General features: G+C 46.7%; 12 protein-coding genes. 8 read left to right on the top strand and 4 right to left on the bottom strand.

The features are described 5' to 3' along the window. The first annotated feature begins 279 nt into the window (after positions 1-279). Positions 280-1,068: an ABC transporter substrate-binding protein gene (locus IM753_RS08355; RefSeq protein WP_194109080.1), complete on the top strand. Its 789-nt coding sequence runs from the start codon at positions 280-282 to the stop codon at positions 1,066-1,068. Between the two features lie 196 nt (positions 1,069-1,264). Here IM753_RS08355 and IM753_RS08350 read toward each other — a convergent pair whose 3' ends face one another. Continuing rightward, positions 1,265-1,618 (bottom strand): arsenate reductase family protein, encoded by a 354-nt coding sequence (locus IM753_RS08350; RefSeq protein WP_194092902.1) that lies wholly within the window; start codon positions 1,616-1,618, stop codon positions 1,265-1,267. Between the two features lie 91 nt (positions 1,619-1,709). Between IM753_RS08350 and leuS the strand changes: the two genes are divergently transcribed. The 6 genes from leuS (at position 1,710) to IM753_RS08320 (ending at position 10,662) form a co-directional block, all read left to right on the top strand. Then, a complete protein-coding gene (leuS, locus tag IM753_RS08345) occupies positions 1,710-4,463 on the top strand; it encodes a leucine--tRNA ligase (RefSeq protein WP_194109079.1) in 2,754 nt (917 codons plus the stop codon). A 424-nt stretch (positions 4,464-4,887) separates the two neighbouring features. Further along, the gene (locus IM753_RS08340) at positions 4,888-5,181 is read left to right on the top strand and encodes a hypothetical protein (RefSeq protein WP_078274011.1); all 294 of its coding nucleotides are present in this window, start codon (positions 4,888-4,890) and stop codon (positions 5,179-5,181) included. A 31-nt stretch (positions 5,182-5,212) separates the two neighbouring features. Continuing rightward, the gene (locus IM753_RS08335) at positions 5,213-5,701 is read left to right on the top strand and encodes a hypothetical protein (protein WP_194109078.1); all 489 of its coding nucleotides are present in this window, start codon (positions 5,213-5,215) and stop codon (positions 5,699-5,701) included. An 11-nt stretch (positions 5,702-5,712) separates the two neighbouring features. Then, positions 5,713-6,723, top strand: coding sequence for a DNA polymerase III subunit delta (holA, locus tag IM753_RS08330; RefSeq protein ID WP_194109077.1), 1,011 nt, complete (start codon positions 5,713-5,715; stop codon positions 6,721-6,723). Between the two features lie 585 nt (positions 6,724-7,308). Continuing rightward, on the top strand, positions 7,309-8,607 hold the full coding sequence (locus IM753_RS08325) for an efflux RND transporter periplasmic adaptor subunit (protein ID WP_194109076.1): 1,299 nt from the start codon (positions 7,309-7,311) through the stop codon (positions 8,605-8,607). A 9-nt stretch (positions 8,608-8,616) separates the two neighbouring features. Continuing rightward, on the top strand, positions 8,617-10,662 hold the full coding sequence (locus tag IM753_RS08320) for a MacB family efflux pump subunit (protein ID WP_083108213.1): 2,046 nt from the start codon (positions 8,617-8,619) through the stop codon (positions 10,660-10,662). 180 nt (positions 10,663-10,842) lie between these two features. Here IM753_RS08320 and hemB read toward each other — a convergent pair whose 3' ends face one another. Further along, positions 10,843-11,850 (bottom strand): porphobilinogen synthase, encoded by a 1,008-nt coding sequence (gene hemB, locus IM753_RS08315; protein WP_065256068.1) that lies wholly within the window; start codon positions 11,848-11,850, stop codon positions 10,843-10,845. Between the two features lie 94 nt (positions 11,851-11,944). Between hemB and IM753_RS08310 the strand changes: the two genes are divergently transcribed. Further along, a complete protein-coding gene (locus IM753_RS08310) occupies positions 11,945-12,892 on the top strand; it encodes a DUF4424 family protein (RefSeq protein WP_065256069.1) in 948 nt (315 codons plus the stop codon). 46 nt (positions 12,893-12,938) lie between these two features. Here IM753_RS08310 and IM753_RS08305 read toward each other — a convergent pair whose 3' ends face one another. Together IM753_RS08305 and IM753_RS08300 are read right to left on the bottom strand one after the other, a co-directional pair. Continuing rightward, a complete protein-coding gene (locus IM753_RS08305; RefSeq protein ID WP_062501344.1) occupies positions 12,939-13,397 on the bottom strand; it encodes a DUF1775 domain-containing protein in 459 nt (152 codons plus the stop codon). Positions 13,398-13,459: 62 nt separating this feature from the next. After that, positions 13,460-15,583, bottom strand: a complete 2,124-nt coding sequence (locus IM753_RS08300; protein ID WP_194092637.1) for an NADPH-dependent 2,4-dienoyl-CoA reductase — start codon at positions 15,581-15,583, stop codon at positions 13,460-13,462. Between the last annotated feature and the right edge of the window lie 90 nt (positions 15,584-15,673).

Genomic DNA, 15,673 nt, shown 5'->3' with positions numbered 1-15,673 from the left:
AAAAAAGTGATTAAGCCGTTTTGGAACAGGCCGTTTGGACAAAAAGAAAAGATAAATGATGAAACAGTTGTACAGCAACCCACAGTGGACAAGCAAACAAATGATGATGAGTGACAAGGTTGGATATTAGTGGTATTATTGTTAAAATTATTTCTATAAATTCTTAGTGATGTGATTGATTTTTAGTGTCGTTACGTGATACCATGTCAGACCTGAAATAGAAATTTCAGAACCATCAAATTATTTCGAAAAATGGAGAGCTAAACAATGAAAAAGTTCATGTTTTTGGCAGTTTTGGGCTTATTAAGTGGTTGTGGTGGCGAGAATAATGGTAGCACACAAAAAGATAATAGCGTGCAAAAAGCCAATGCTGACAAATCGTCCACAAACTATCAAATCAAAGTAGCTACCACAGGAGTGCAACCGCCATTTAGTTATTTGGATGAGAAAGGTAACTTGATTGGTATGGATATTGAAATTATCAAGGCTATTGGAGAGGTGCAGGGTTTTGATATAAAGTTTGAGACAATGTCATGGGCAGACATGTTGCCCAGTGTTGGTGCTGGTAAAAATGACTTGGCAATTTCTGGGGTGTCATATAATGATGAGCGTAATGAGGCTTATACCCTATCCAAGAAATATTTACATGTACCATCTGCGATCATGGTGGTAGATCCAAGCATTCAGTCACTGTCTGATTTGGGAGGCAAGCGTTTTGATTGTATGACTGGAGCAAAACAATGCCAAGACATCTCCACAGCTGTGCCGACAGCAACCATACATGAGAATCAAAGCACATTTTTAACCTTTAAGTCGCTAGCACAGGGCAAGACAGATGCCATCGGTGAAGATAAGCAACTGCTGGAATATTTTGCCGTCAAATACCCAGAAGTTAAAACACATATTATTGCCTATGAAACCGAAAGCAATCCACAATCTGCTCAGGTTATTGTCGCTGGCAAAGGCAAAGATGAACTTATCGGCATGATTAATGAAGGTATTGATAAACTTATTGCCAGTGGCAAGATTGCTGAAATTGAGAAAAAGTGGCTTGAAAATCCATATTGATACACATCCTCAAATTCTAGCACTCTCTTGGTGTTAGAGGTCTATGGTGTAAACACGTGGTAAAAATACGTAAATACACACACGTATCACAATAGACGAACAAGATATCAATTCATCAAAAGGGCTTATGGGCGATGGTAATATGCCCATAAGTCCGATGATTGACGCCATCTGTCCTGTCAGCGATGGGCGGTTGTTATTTACCAAACATTTCTTTCCAGTTACTCTCATCAAAGCCAATCAACGCCACGCCATCACCCATCACAATCGGGCGTTTTAGTACGCTAAGGTTGTCCTTGACTATCTCATACATGGCGGATACATCGCCACTAGCAAGGGTGTTTTTGGCGGTATCGTCCAGTTTACGATAGGTTGTGCCTTGTTTGTTGATGACTTTTTCGCCAAAGGTTGCCACAAATTTGGCGAAGTCATCTTGGCTTAATACCGACTTTTTATAATCAAAAAACTCATGGGTTATGCCGTTTTGATTTAAAAAATCAAACGCTTTTTTCATGGTGTTGCAGTTTTTTATGCCATAAATGGTCGTCATGGGGGTGTCTCGCTTTACAAAATATTGGCAAATTATAACAAAAATCGGCTATAATAGCGTGTTAAATTTTTTATTTTTGAGTTAGCCTATCATGAGCCTAAACGATTACGATTTTAAAGCCATTGAACAAGCCCAGCAAGCCAAATGGCAAGCCGACAACCGCTACCACACGGACAACAACGACAACGGCAAACCCACCCGCTATATGCTCTCCATGTTCCCCTACCCAAGCGGTAAGCTCCACATGGGACACGTTCGTAACTACGCCATTACGGACGTGTTGTCTCGCTACTATCGCCAAAAGGGTTATGACGTCATGCAACCTATGGGTTGGGACGCTTTTGGCTTGCCTGCTGAAAACGCTGCCATTGACAACGAAGTTGCCCCCCATGCGTGGACGATGTCCAACATTGAGCATATGCGTGGGCAATTAAAATCGCTAGGTCTTTCCATTGACTGGTCTCGTGAGTTCGCCACTTGCAATCCTGAGTACTATAAATGGGAGCAATGGCTATTTTTACAGCTTTACAAAAAAGGCTTGGTATATAAAAAGTTATCCACCGTAAACTGGGACCCTGTGGACAACACCGTCCTTGCCAACGAACAAGTCATAGACGGTCGTGGCTGGCGGTCGGGGGCGGTCGTTGAAAAACGTGATATTCCGATGTATTATTTTAAAATCACGGACTATGCGGACGAACTGCTTGACGATTTAAAACTGTTAGAAAACAAATGGCCAAAACAAGTCCTAACCATGCAACACAACTGGATTGGCAAAAGTCATGGCATGGAGCTGGATTTTACCTATGAGCTAGACGGACAAGCGGACAAACTCACCGTCTTTACCACTCGCCCTGATACAATCATGGGCGTAAGCTATCTTGCGGTATCAGCCGAACACCCGCTTGCCCAGTATGCGTCTCGCCAAAACGAACAAATTGCCAAATTTTGCAGGTTATGCAAACAAGGCTCGGTTGCCGAAAGTGAGCTTGCCAAAGCCGAAAAAGTGGGCATGGATACAGGGCTATTTGCCAAGCACCCTGTAACGGGCGAAGATGTGGCGATTTGGGTTGCTAACTATGTTCTCATGAGCTACGGCTCGGGGGCGGTCATGGGCGTGCCTGCTCATGATGAGCGTGATTTTGCATTTGCTAAAAAGTATAATTTAGAAATCAAGCCAGTCATTATGCCAAAAGATTGGCGTTCTGCTGAAACGGTTGCGTGTTTTGATAAAGGGCGTGTTTATACTCGACTTATGGGTTTTGATGTAGAAGAAACCGAAACCGAAGAAGAGCGAGCTAAAAGACTGTCTGGATTACCACTGGAACAGATTATCAATACAATGGTTTCTGAGATTCCTGTGTTGGATTTTAATGAATGGCAGGACACATTTGGGGAATATGGTCGTTGTGTTAATAGTGGCGAGCTTGATGGGCTAAATTTCCAAGAAGCCTTTGATAAAGTTGCTGAGATTGTAGGCAATAGAAATCTAGGAAGAAAAACCATTCAATACCGCCTGCGTGATTGGGGCGTGTCTCGCCAACGCTACTGGGGCTGTCCGATTCCGATGATTAACTGTCAGTACTGTGGAACGGTGCCTGTGCCTGAGAGCGATTTGCCTGTGGTGCTACCTACCAATGTCGTGCCTGACGGTCGTGGCAATCCTTTAAAATCAATACCCGAATTTGTGAACTGCACCTGTCCAAAATGCGGACAACCTGCCGAGCGTGAGACCGATACCTTTGACACCTTTGTGGAGAGTAGCTGGTACGCCCAACGCTTTACCACGCCCCACGATGACACCCAAATGGTCGGCAGACAAGGGGCGGACAAATGGCTGTCAGTCAATCAATATGTGGGCGGTATTGAACACGCCATTTTGCACCTATTGTACGCTCGCTTTTTCCATAAAGTCATGCGTGATGAAGGCTTGGTTAAGGGGGCTGAACCCTTTGAAAACCTATTGGCACAAGGCATGGTATTGGCTGGCACTTTTTATCGTGAAAAGGCGGACGGCTCAAAAACCTACTATTTCCCTTATGAAGTGGAAGTGCGTGGCAACGAAGCGGTGCTGATAGCGGACGGCGAGCCTGTTACCATTGGCAAAATTGAAAAAATGTCAAAGTCCAAAAACAACGGCGTGGACCCACAGACCATCATGGGCGAATACGGAGCGGACACAGTACGACTGTACACCATGTTTACCGCCCCTGCTGACCAAACGCTAGAATGGTCAGACTCTGCCCTAAAAGGTCCTTATAATTTTGTCAAAAAAGTATGGCGACTTGCCGATGAGCATTTGACTGCGATTGCTAATGTGGAAAAATCCGCCCTAGACGTGGCAAACCACAGCCTATCCAAATCCGCCAAAGCCTTACGCCGTAAGACCCATGAGACCATTGCCAGAATTGACACCGCCTTGGGCGAACATTTGGCTCTGAACACGCCTGTATCGTCCCTTATGGAGCTTGCCAATGACATTGGGGCGTTTGATGTAGCAGACGGTGGCGATTTGGCGGTACGTCATGAAGCCATTATCACGCTTTTGACAATCCTATCACTATACGCTCCGCACGTTGGCGAGCATTTGCTAGAAGTGTTTGGGTTTGACAGTCGCACGCTTACCTTCCCAACACTTGATAAATCGGCTCTGGTGAGCGACAGCATTGTCATGGCAGTGCAAGTAAATGGCAAAGTGCGTGGCGAGATTGACGTACCGACAGGCACGGACAACGACACCATTAAACAAATGGCTCTATCGCATGAGGGCGTTGCCAAGTTTATCACAGGCGAACCCAAAAAAGTGATTGTGGTGCCTAATAAACTCGTGAGTGTGGTTGTTTAATAAATTTTGGCATTGTTAAATCAAGGTAAATTTTAAAAGTTAGCCATTGTAGGGGCGAATTGCAATTCGCCCAAAAGCCAAGACATTGACAGGGCAAATGTGATTTATCCCTACAAACATTGAAATTTACTGATAAGCAATGCCATTTAAACCATTTAATCAAATAAATGCGTGAAATTATACTCAATTCATATCAAAACCATACAAAAAAGCCGTTCGCCCTGAGCTATGCCTGCGGGTGAATCGGTTTTCCGTTATGGTTCGACAAGCTCACCACGAACGGAAAACCTTTGTTTTGTTTTGAATAGAATTTACCATATCACAGGGCGAATGTAATTTGCCCCTACACACTCATGAACACGCCAATCAATGTTGATAAAATAAACCAATATTATTTAAAATCATTCATTAACTCTTTTGTATTATGCCAAAAACCAAACTGTTTAGCCTATTATCCAACATTGCCATTTTAGCCAATTTGGTCGTGGGATTTTTGCAAATTCATTGGGCGGTCATTGCCGTCTTTATCGTTATTCATGCCGTGCTTCGACTGGGCTATTTAAAGGCAGAAAGCGAAAGCACTGTGCGTGATGAAAACACCACCCAAACCAGCATTGCCCCGCCTGTCGTGCGTAATATCGCAAGTGTGATTACGGCGGTGATTTTGGCAGTGGCGATTTATTGGGTGGGTTTTGGTGTGGCGTATTTTGTGAAGTGATTTGATATGATATGATACAAAAAGGACAACCATGCCAAAATTTTTAACCGCTCCATTGTTAGCATTAGCCGTCTTATCTACCCTAACTTTATCGGGGTGCGGATTTGCCTTGCGTGGGACAGGCGAAAGCTTACAAATAGCCCCTGCTTATCAGACCGTGCAGTTAAGCCTGGATGACAGCCAAGAAAACTTGCACCTAAAACGAGCCATGACCAAGCATTTGGAGCTTATGCACCTAAAAACAGGGCTTAGCACCAATCAAATCCGTGTAGATAACTTGCGGTTTCGCCGTTATGAGTTGGTCGGCACTTTGACTGAGATTCGTCTGGTACTAAGTGCGGACGTCAAAATCATCGTTGGCACAAAAACCACCACTGCCCCCATGCAAGTGGAGCAAAGCTATCAATATAATGAAGCGAGCGTGGTAACGCTTGACCAGCAGGGCGAAGAGAGTAGGGGCTGGCTCTATGACCAGCTAGGCGAACGCATTGCCGAGCGTTACCGAGCCATGGCACGCTAAGCGAGCAGACCGTGCAACAGCGATTTTTACCGCTTTTTCATCATCTCAAAAACGACAACACCACGCCCACACAGGGGCTGTGGGTCATGCACAGTGATGAGCCACTTCTGCACCAATGGCTCATTGACGCCTGTCGCCCCCAATGGTCGGCAAATAACCAACTCATCAAACGCATGGAGCTGTCGTCCGCCAAATCATGGCTGGACGTGGTCGCCGAGCTAAATGACTTATCGCTGTTTGGCGACAGTACCGCCTTGATAGTTACAGGCAATCACAAGCCCGACACTAAGGCAATCGCTCGCCTTACTGCCTTTGCTGATGACGTGGCAGGCGGGCATAGCCACAATCATCTCATCTGGTGCCTGCCCAAGCAAGACAAAAAATCACTTGCCACCAAAGCCCTAAAACTCTTTGACAATCAAGGGCTTATCATTGACGGTAATGTCTATAATGAGTCAGTGCGTACTGACATTTTGACCGCCAAAGCCCAAGAGCTGGGGCTAATCCTAAGCCCTGATGCGTGGCAAATGCTCCTATCACACACCGAACATCATCTGCTGTCGGCATATCAGACCCTGTGGCGGACGTCCTTTTTATACACGCATGGGCAGATGATTGGCGTGGACGAGCTAGAACGGTCGCTTGTGGACGGGGCGGATTTTACTGTGTTTCATCTGTCGGATACCATACTTGCAGGAGATGCCCAAAAAAGCCTTGCTATCTTACATCACCTAAAACGCACCGACACCGCCCCAAGCATTGTGCTGTGGGCGATTGCCAAAGATGTACGGCTGATTCTGCAAATTCAGGCAGGTAAAGCCCCAAGCGAGCTGGGTATTTGGCAAAGCAAGGCATACATCTACGAGCAGACGGCACGGCGACTGCACGGGCAGGGCGGACGGTGGCTGTCCGATGTCTATGCCATTGATAAGGCAATCAAGGGCGTGAGTGATAAAGACGTGTGGCAACTGCTGACCGATTTGGTGCTGTCGGTGTGTGGGGTGGGGGCAAGGCAAGGGTAAATGGCGGACATTATTAATTACAAAACGTTACCATTTCACCATAAAAATTTATAAAAAATACTTAGGGTTTAATTGTTGTTTAAAACAAAAATTTTATAATGACTGTTGGGTTTTTAAAAATTACATTGGTTAAATTTAGATTTTTTAAGACAATTTTTAAGATAAATGTAAAGCTCATAAAATTAGAACTAAATGAATTGTTTAAAAATTAATCATAACACAGGGCAAATTGTTATTTATTCTGCAAGCCTATCACTAACCATGTCAAATTTAAAAACTTTATTTTTTTATCAATATTAATTAGGGCGTGCCTACCATTGATAACATTTTTATAAAATAAGATGAGAACTTGACAATTTCAACCAATTTTTGCATGAAAAATGGCTAAATCTTGTGGCTCGAAGTCAAAAACTTGTCTGATGGAAGACTCACAGCCTCAAGTTTTTTCCTTGAAAAACGTGCGATTTTTCGTGATTTTCATTGCAAATACCAAAGTTCAACACACCCTAACCATTTACCCATTTTTAAAAATACCAATTTTTTTAAAATTAATCTCTATTCTGCTATTTTTTTTGGAAAAAAACCATGTCCACCGCCAAAAAATCCAAATTCCCCCTAAAATGGCTTATCGTTGCCATTATTACCATTGCACTTATTGTCCTTGCCTATTATTTTTTTAAGCCCAAAGAAACCCCACCGTCTTATCTGACTGCCGATGCGGTCATGGGCGATATTGAAAACACGGTCATGGCGTCAGGCAAAGTCAAGCCCATTCAAAGCGTGGACGTGGGGGCTCAGGTGTCAGGGCGGATTGTCAAGCTGTATGTGGACGTGGGCGATGAAGTCAAAAAAGGCGACCTAATAGCCCAAATTAACCAAGTGGAACAAAAAAATACGGTATCTAATGCCAATGCCAATTTACAACAAGCTGAGGCGAGCCTTGCCCAAGCCCAAGCCAATCTGGCGTCCAGTCAAGGCAATGTGGCAAGCTCAGAAGCGACCTTACAAGCACGCCTTGCCGAACTCAAAAAAGCCGAACAGTCCTTTGCTCGCTTGGAGAGTCTTTTAAAAATTGACGCAATCAGTCGCCAAGATTATGATGACGCCCAAAGTGCGGTAGAAGTCGCTCGTGCCAATGTCCAAGTGGCAAGGGCAAACGTGCAAAACGCCAAAAATGACGTTGCCACCGCACAGGCGAATATCCAAAGCCAGCGAGCAAGCATTAACAAAGCCCAAAATGACTTATCTACCGCCACCGAAGATTTAAGTTACACCACCATTGTTGCCCCTATGGACGGTACGGTCGTCTCCGTTACCCAAAAAGAAGGCACAACGGTCAATGCCATGCAGTCCGCCCCGACCATTGTAACGCTTGCCGACCTTAGTCGTGTCCGCATTAACGCCCAAATTAGCGAGGCAGACGTGGTAAACGTGAGTGCGGGAATGCCTGCTCGCTTTAACATCATTGGCAACACCGAACAGCAGTTTGACACCACGCTGGCAGGCGTAGAACCTGCCCCCGAGAACATCAGCACGACCAGTAGCACGGACTCGGCGGTGTATTATATCGGCTACTTGGACGTGGATAATGCCGAACGCAAGTTTCGCATTGACATGACCGCACAGGTCAATATCATCACCAATTCGGTCAAAAACGTACTCACCATACCGTCATCTGCCCTAAAAGGGGGCAAGGGCAAATACAGCGTGCAAGTGGTTGGGGTGGACGGCATTGCCAAGCCTGTGGACGTGCAAGTGGGGCTAAATAACCGTGTCAATGCCGAAATCAAATCAGGGCTAAACGCTGGCGACAAAGTTGTGATTGGCGAAGCAAGTCAAGCAGGTCAAGGCGGACAACGCCAAAACCGTCCGCCCATGCGTTAAGGGGGCGTGATGAAAATCCCACTCATACAAATCAAAAACCTAGTGCGTGAGTTCCCTGCTGGCGACACCACCATTCGTATTTTGCATGGGCTTGATTTAACGCTTTATCAAGGCGAAATGGTTGCTATCATCGGGCAATCAGGCTCAGGCAAATCCACGCTCATGAACATTATGGGCTGTCTTGACAAAGCCACAAGCGGAAGCTATACCATTTTTGGCAAATCTGTGGACGACATGGATAGTGAAGAGCTTGCCAAACTTAGACGTGAGCATTTTGGCTTTATTTTTCAGCGTTATCATCTTTTGGGCGACATCAACGCCCTTGACAATGTTGCCGTCCCTGCTGTCTATGCAGGCATGAACACCACCAAAAGGCGTGAGCGAGCCACCGAGCTACTTACCCAATTAGGCTTGGGCGAGAAAACCACCAACCGCCCCAATCAGCTCTCAGGCGGTCAGCAACAGCGTGTTTCTATTGCAAGGGCTTTGATGAATGGGGGTGATATTATCCTAGCAGACGAGCCGACAGGGGCGTTGGATAGTGGCTCTGGCAAGGAAGTCATGAACATCTTGCACCGCCTAAAAGATGACGGACACACCATTATCATGGTAACGCACGACCCGAGTTTGGCAAGCCAAGCCGAGCGAGTGATTGAGTTAAAGGACGGGCATATCATTGCTGATTATTATACTGATGACAAACTTGCTGATACTTCTAAGTTTTCCGTTCGCCCTGAGCCATGCCTGCGGGACAAGGAAAACCGTCATGGTTCAACAAGCTCACCACGAACGGTTTTAAGCCCTATTAGCAAAAACACCTTTGACTCAAAAAACGCCCTATTTGGCGTGATAGACCGCCTAAAAGAAGCCTTTAAAATGTCTATCTATGCCATGAAAGCCCATAAAATGCGAACCCTTTTAACCATGCTTGGGATTATCATCGGTATCGCTTCTGTCGTCTCTATCGTGGGGCTAGGGCAAGGCTCACAAGCCAAAATCCTAGCCGACATCAACGCCCTGGGCACCAACACCATTACCGTGATGAACGGCTATCCCTTTGGCGACCCCAGACGGCGGTTTGGACGAGATAATCTCACCGTGGCGGACGCCCAAGCCGTTGCCGACCAGCCCTATGCCGTGTCGGTCAGCCCCATGGTAAACAAATCGGTCAATATCCGCTACCAAAACCAAGACACGACAGGCACAGTAACGGGCGTGGGTAAGGATTATTTGTCCGTTACAGGCGAAAAATTGGCTATGGGGCAGATGTTTGATGAAACCAGTGTCGCCACGTCCGCCCAAGATGTCATCATCGACCAAAACGCCTATAAGACCTATTTTAACAGCGAAGGCAACCCTATCGGGCAAACCCTGCTCATCGGCAACGTCCCTGCCCGTATCGTGGGCGTGTTGTCCGAAAAAACATCGTCCTTTGCCCGCACCAGCAACTCGCCCACCGTCTATCTGCCTTATACCACCGTCATGTATCGTATGCTTGGCAAAAATACGGTTGACCGCTTTGTCGTGCTGATTGATGATGACACACCGTCCGCCATTGCCGAGACTGCCATATCCGAGCTTATCAAATCACGGCACGGCACGGACGATTTTAACATCATGAACACCGACAGCATCAAAGAAACGGTGCAATCCACCACCACCGCCATGACCATGCTTATCTCATCGATTGCGATTATCTCGCTTATCGTGGGCGGTATTGGCGTGATGAATATCATGCTTGTGTCGGTTACCGAACGCACGAGCGAGATTGGCGTGCGTATGGCAGTCGGGGCAAGGCAGTCGGATATTTTGGGACAATTTTTGATAGAAGCGGTGTTGGTGTGTATCTTGGGCGGTGTTTTGGGAATTCTGCTTGCCTTTGGTGTGGGTAGTCTTATCAATAAATTTGGGGGCGACAGCGTGGGCGTGATTTACTCACCCCTATCTATCGTGGTTGCCTTTGTCTGCTCAACGCTCATCGGCATTGTGTTTGGCTTTTTGCCTGCTCGTAATGCGTCAAGGCTTAATCCTGTGGATGCGTTGGCTCATAACTAGCAAGGCGGATAACAGAGATAAAAGAAAAGGGCGTGTGATACGCCCTTGGTAAGTCAATCACTGATACAAAGTTAAGCACAGGGTGTGGGATTAAAGTTATTTAACATAATCCAAATATACCCATCATAAAATGCCACTTTAAACATAAAAGTGGCATAAAATCATAAAGTTAGCAAATTTTTAAATCTCAGCAAGCATCCGCCCGGCAGGTAGGGCAAAATAGCTTAATATCCCATCACAGCCTGCCCGCCTAAATCCGATAAGGCTCTCTAAGATGACCGCTTCGGTGAGCCAGCTGTTTTGAATGGCTGCCATGTGCATGGCGTATTCGCCTGACACCTGATAGGCAAAGGTTGGTACGCCAAAGTTGTCTTTGACTTCACGCACCACGTCCAGATAGGGCTGACCGGGTTTTACCATGACCATGTCCGCCCCTTCTTTGATGTCAAGGGCGACCTCATGTAAGGCTTCGTCTCGGTTGGCAGGGTTCATTTGGTATTGTTTTTTATGTCCTTTTAGGTTGCCTGATGAGCCGACCGCATCACGAAAAGGTCCATAGTAGGCGGAGGCGTATTTGGCAGAATACGCCATGATGGCGGTATTGACAAAACCGTCCGCTTCCAGGGCATCACGCATGGCACGAATGCGACCGTCCATCATGTCCGATGGCGAGATGACGTCTGCCCCTGCCCGAGCGTGGGCGAGTGTTTGTTTGATGAGTGCTTCGGTGGTGATGTCGTTAATCACATAGCCTGATTCATCAATGATACCGTCTTGACCGTGCGTGGTGTAGGGGTCTAGGGCGACATCAGTCATGACGATAAGCTCAGGGCAGGCATCCTTGATGGCAGAGATGGCACGCACGGCAAGGGTATTGGGGTCGTAGGCGTTATCGCCATTGGGGGATTTTAGGGCAGGGTCAATCACAGGAAAAATATCTACCATGCGTACGCCGGTCTCATACAGCTCTTTGCAATGCCCGATAAGTAGGTCAATGGATAGCCGTTCAATGTTTGGCATACTTTTGATGGTTTGGCGTTGGTTTTGCCCTTCAATGACAAACACAGGGGCGATAAGATGGCAAGGTTTTAGATGAGTTTCAGCAACCATCTCACGAATGCCGTCCGAGACACGCAAACGGCGTAGACGGGTATGGGGAAAAGTGCGGTTAAAGGTGTAATTTGACATATTTTAGCCTTGATAAACTTGACAGAATTATTAAAAGATAGCAAGATAATACGGTCATTATACACCTTTTTGTTAGGATAAATTAGGATAAATCATGAAACGGTTAAAATTTTCCTTATTGGCACTACTATTATCAAGTATCACAGTCCATGCCAACGACAGTACAGGCTATGTGGGCGTGGGTGGGGTGGCGTACATCAAAAATCCCAATATCGCCATGAAAAGTGAAGATTTGTATATCAGTAAAGACATCATCAAAGTAGCGTATGAATTTAAAAACCTAACCAATAAAGACATTCGCCAAACGGTGCTGTTTCCCTTGCCAAAGATGAGCATTCAATACGATGGGGATTTTGCGGACACAGAGACAACGCTTAACAGCTTTAAGGTGTGGGCGAACGGCAAAGCCATTACTCCAAAAATGCACGTGCGAGCTTTTTTATATAAAGGGCATGATGAGCAATCAGAGCTTGATGTAACGGACGCATTTAGGCAATGCGGTTTTTCGGATAAAGAGATTTTGTCTGCATATCATCATGCCAATTATGACGACAGTTTGTCCAATATATACGCCAAAATCCGAGCGTGCAAGCACCCAACGTTATACCGCCTTATCACCGAAAAAGACACGCATTGGAAATCGCAGGCAATCTATGAATGGACGCAAACATTTAAAGCTAATGCCATTACTCGCATCAACCACAGCTATCGCCCTATGGTGGGTGGTGGGGTCTTTTTCGATGAAAGTCTAGACAGTAATTTTTGTTTGGATAAAGCCACTCGGCAAAATTTGGATAAAAAATCAGGCACGCACCCTTTGTCTTATTCGGCATTGGGTTATGTGCTGACCACAGGGGCGAATTGGGCAAAACCGATTGAGCGGTTTAAACTCACTATCGAGCGTGATAGCGATGAGATTGTGTCGTTTTGTTGGGCGGGCAAAGGCAAGGTGAGAAAGGTGGGGCAGGGCAAATTTGAAGTGATTGAAAATAATTTTGTGCCAACACAGGACATTGATGTGGCGTTTATTCGGGTTAAGTAATAAAATAATAAAAAGCCACTGATGAGTGGCTTTCATGGGTCTTAATTTATTTTAACAGTATGGTGGGCTGATAGCCGTGAGCGTCCGCTGACCCGTCAAATGGCACGACCACGCCATCTTCGTAGGTGATGTAGGCTTTGTATTTGACGGTAATGTCACCCTTGGCGGGGTTTTTGGCGATGAATGGAAAGGATGTAAATTCACCTGCTTCCATACGCCCTGTGTAAATGACCTTATCAATGTCGCCATTGGCTCGTTTGGTGGTGGTGTACGTCCAGTTTGGCACAGGGTGGATGAATAGGAGCTTGACATCGTCCGCCACGACAAATTCCACTTGGGTAATGGCTTTGTGGCGATTGGTGGGGACGTTTAGGCGAAAGCTGTCGGATTTGCCTGACAAACTGTCCACGCCATTGGCAAAATTACGCACGGTCACATGGGCGTGGGCGGTCAATGCCATGCTGAGTGTGAGCATGGCGATGGCAGTAGTTTTTAAAAAAGTCATATAATACCCCAAAGTTATGATGGATTTTATGAGATTATATAACATTTTATTATCTTTCTCAACTACAAATGAATCCCCAATAAAAACCCTTCTCTAATCGCTCGTTTGGCATCTAGGCGTTGGGCGTTTTTTGCTCCGCCAATGATGTGATAGTGGGCTTTGGGGGTGTCGCCCAGTTTTGGCATGAGTTCATTGACCGACTCTTGCCCCACACACAACACCACGCTGTCCACACGGAGCAGTTGGGCTTGTCCATTGACCGTTATCCACAAGCCTTCATCGGTGATTTTGTCGTACGTTGCCCCTGCGATTTGGATAACGCCGGCTTGCTTGATGACTGCTTTATGTACCCAGCCGGTGGTTTTGTTTAAGCCCTTGCCGAGCTTGCCTTCACTGCGTTGGAGTAGATAAATCTGGCGGTGGCTTGGTGTGGGGGCGGGTTTGGCAAGTCCGCCTTGGCTGTCATAGTATGGCTCAGGGTTTACGCCCCATTGAGCAAAAAACTCATCAGGGCTTTGGGCGGTGGGGCGGTAAGTGGGGTCATGGACGTCTTTGGCAATTACGCCCCCATGTGCCAAAAACTCTGCCACGTCAAAGCCGATACCGCCTGCTCCGAGTACCGCCACTCGCTCGCCGGCGACCTTTTGTCCCGAGAGCAGTTCGGCATAGGTCATGACCTGTGGCAAGTCGGTGCCGTCAAATCGCACTTTGCGTGGCACGACCCCTGTGGCGATGACGATGTCGTCAAAGTTGCTATTTTTTAAGAATTCATCGCTAACTTCATGATTTAATTGAACTTTTATGTTTAACTTTTCTATCATGTTGCGATAGTAGCGAATGGTCTCAAAAAATTCTTCTTTACCAGGGATAACTTTGGCAAAATTAAACTGACCGCCAAGCGTGCTGTTACGCTCAAAGATGGTTACGTCATGTCCACGTTCGCTTGCGGTAACGGCAACCGTCATGCCAGCGACACCGCCCCCGATGACGGCAATTTTTTTCACTTTTTTGGCGGGGCGAATGTCGTATTCGCTCTCAAAACACGCTCGTGGATTGACCAAGCAAGTCGCTCGCTCGCCAGCAAAAGTGTGGTCAAGACAGGCTTGATTACAGCCGATACAGGTGTTAATGAGATGGGCATTGCCAGTTTGGGCTTTTTGTACCCACGCACCGTCCGCCAAAAAGGGGCGTGCCATTTGCACCAAATCCACTTGTCCATTTGCCAACATCGTCTCTGCCGTGTCAGGCATATTAATGCGGTTCGCCCCGATGACGGGGATATTGATGGCGTCTTTGACCGCTTGGCTAAACCGCACAAAAACCGCTCGTGGCACGCTTGTTACGATGGTGGGAATGCGGGCTTCATGCCAGCCGATACCGGTGTTAATGAGCGTTACCCCTGCCGACTCCAACCATGTGGCAAGATTAATGACGTCTGCCATGACCGCACCGTCTTCAACAAGCTCCAACATCGATAAGCGAAAACTGATGATAAAATCAGCACCAACTGCCCCACGAATCGCCTTGACGATGTCTAGGGCAAATCGGGCTCGGTTTTCTAAGCTACCGCCATAATCATCGGTGCGTTGGTTGGTGCGAGCGGATAAGAATTGGTTGATGAGATAGCCTTCGGAGCCCATGATTTCCACGCCGTCATAGCCTGCTTTTTTGGCAAGTTTGGCGGTGTGGACGTAGTCGTCTATGGTTGCCTTGATGTTTTTGGCGGACATTTGGCGGGGCTTAAAGGGCGAGATGGGCGACTTGATGGGGCTTGGGGCGACCACAAAGGGCTGATAGCCATAACGTCCGCTGTGTAGGATTTGTAAGAGAATTTTGGTGTCGTGCTTATGTACCGCTCGGGTAACTCGGGCGTGATGAATGATGTCGGCGGTGTGGTTTAGCGTTCCGCCAAAGGGGGTGAGCCAACCTTCACGGTTGGGCGAGGTACCGCCTGTGATGATGAGTGCGACACCGCCCTTGGCACGCTCTTCAAAGTAGCGAGCGAGCTTACCATAATTAAAAAATCTGTCTTCAAGTCCTGTGTGCATCGACCCCATGACCATGCGGTTTTTTAGGGTGGTAAAGCCCAAGTCCAGCGGACGAAAAATATGCGGATAGGGTGTATCATCGGCGTGAGTGTGGGCGGGTTTGCTTTTTAGAAATTTGCCTTTAAAAAATGTGGTCATGGCTGTCCTTGTGCTGTTGATACAAGCGATGGCTTGGGGTATTGTAGCACAAGGCAGATAAAAGCGTGTGATTTTGATGAAAAAATGACT

The sequence above is a fragment of the Moraxella sp. K127 genome (assembly GCF_015223095.1).
GTDB lineage: Bacteria > Pseudomonadota > Gammaproteobacteria > Pseudomonadales > Moraxellaceae > Moraxella.
The sequence above is the reverse complement of the archived record's forward strand: the minus strand, read 5'-3'. Positions and strand labels throughout refer to the sequence as shown.

What these genes read in the sequence shown, in the direction of transcription:
- IM753_RS08355 (WP_194109080.1), top strand. Translation starts at nt 280, where the DNA reads ATGTTTTTGGCAGTTTTGGGCTTATTAAGTGGTTGTGGTGGCGAGAAT.
- IM753_RS08350 (WP_194092902.1), bottom strand. Translation starts at nt 1,618, where the DNA reads ATGACGACCATTTATGGCATAAAAAACTGCAACACCATGAAAAAAGCG.
- leuS (WP_194109079.1), top strand. Translation starts at nt 1,710, where the DNA reads ATGAGCCTAAACGATTACGATTTTAAAGCCATTGAACAAGCCCAGCAA.
- IM753_RS08340 (WP_078274011.1), top strand. Translation starts at nt 4,888, where the DNA reads ATGCCAAAAACCAAACTGTTTAGCCTATTATCCAACATTGCCATTTTA.
- IM753_RS08335 (WP_194109078.1), top strand. Translation starts at nt 5,213, where the DNA reads ATGCCAAAATTTTTAACCGCTCCATTGTTAGCATTAGCCGTCTTATCT.
- IM753_RS08325 (WP_194109076.1), top strand. Translation starts at nt 7,309, where the DNA reads ATGTCCACCGCCAAAAAATCCAAATTCCCCCTAAAATGGCTTATCGTT.
- IM753_RS08320 (WP_083108213.1), top strand. Translation starts at nt 8,617, where the DNA reads ATGAAAATCCCACTCATACAAATCAAAAACCTAGTGCGTGAGTTCCCT.
- hemB (WP_065256068.1), bottom strand. Translation starts at nt 11,850, where the DNA reads ATGTCAAATTACACCTTTAACCGCACTTTTCCCCATACCCGTCTACGC.
- IM753_RS08310 (WP_065256069.1), top strand. Translation starts at nt 11,945, where the DNA reads ATGAAACGGTTAAAATTTTCCTTATTGGCACTACTATTATCAAGTATC.
- IM753_RS08305 (WP_062501344.1), bottom strand. Translation starts at nt 13,397, where the DNA reads ATGACTTTTTTAAAAACTACTGCCATCGCCATGCTCACACTCAGCATG.
- IM753_RS08300 (WP_194092637.1), bottom strand. Translation starts at nt 15,583, where the DNA reads ATGACCACATTTTTTAAAGGCAAATTTCTAAAAAGCAAACCCGCCCAC.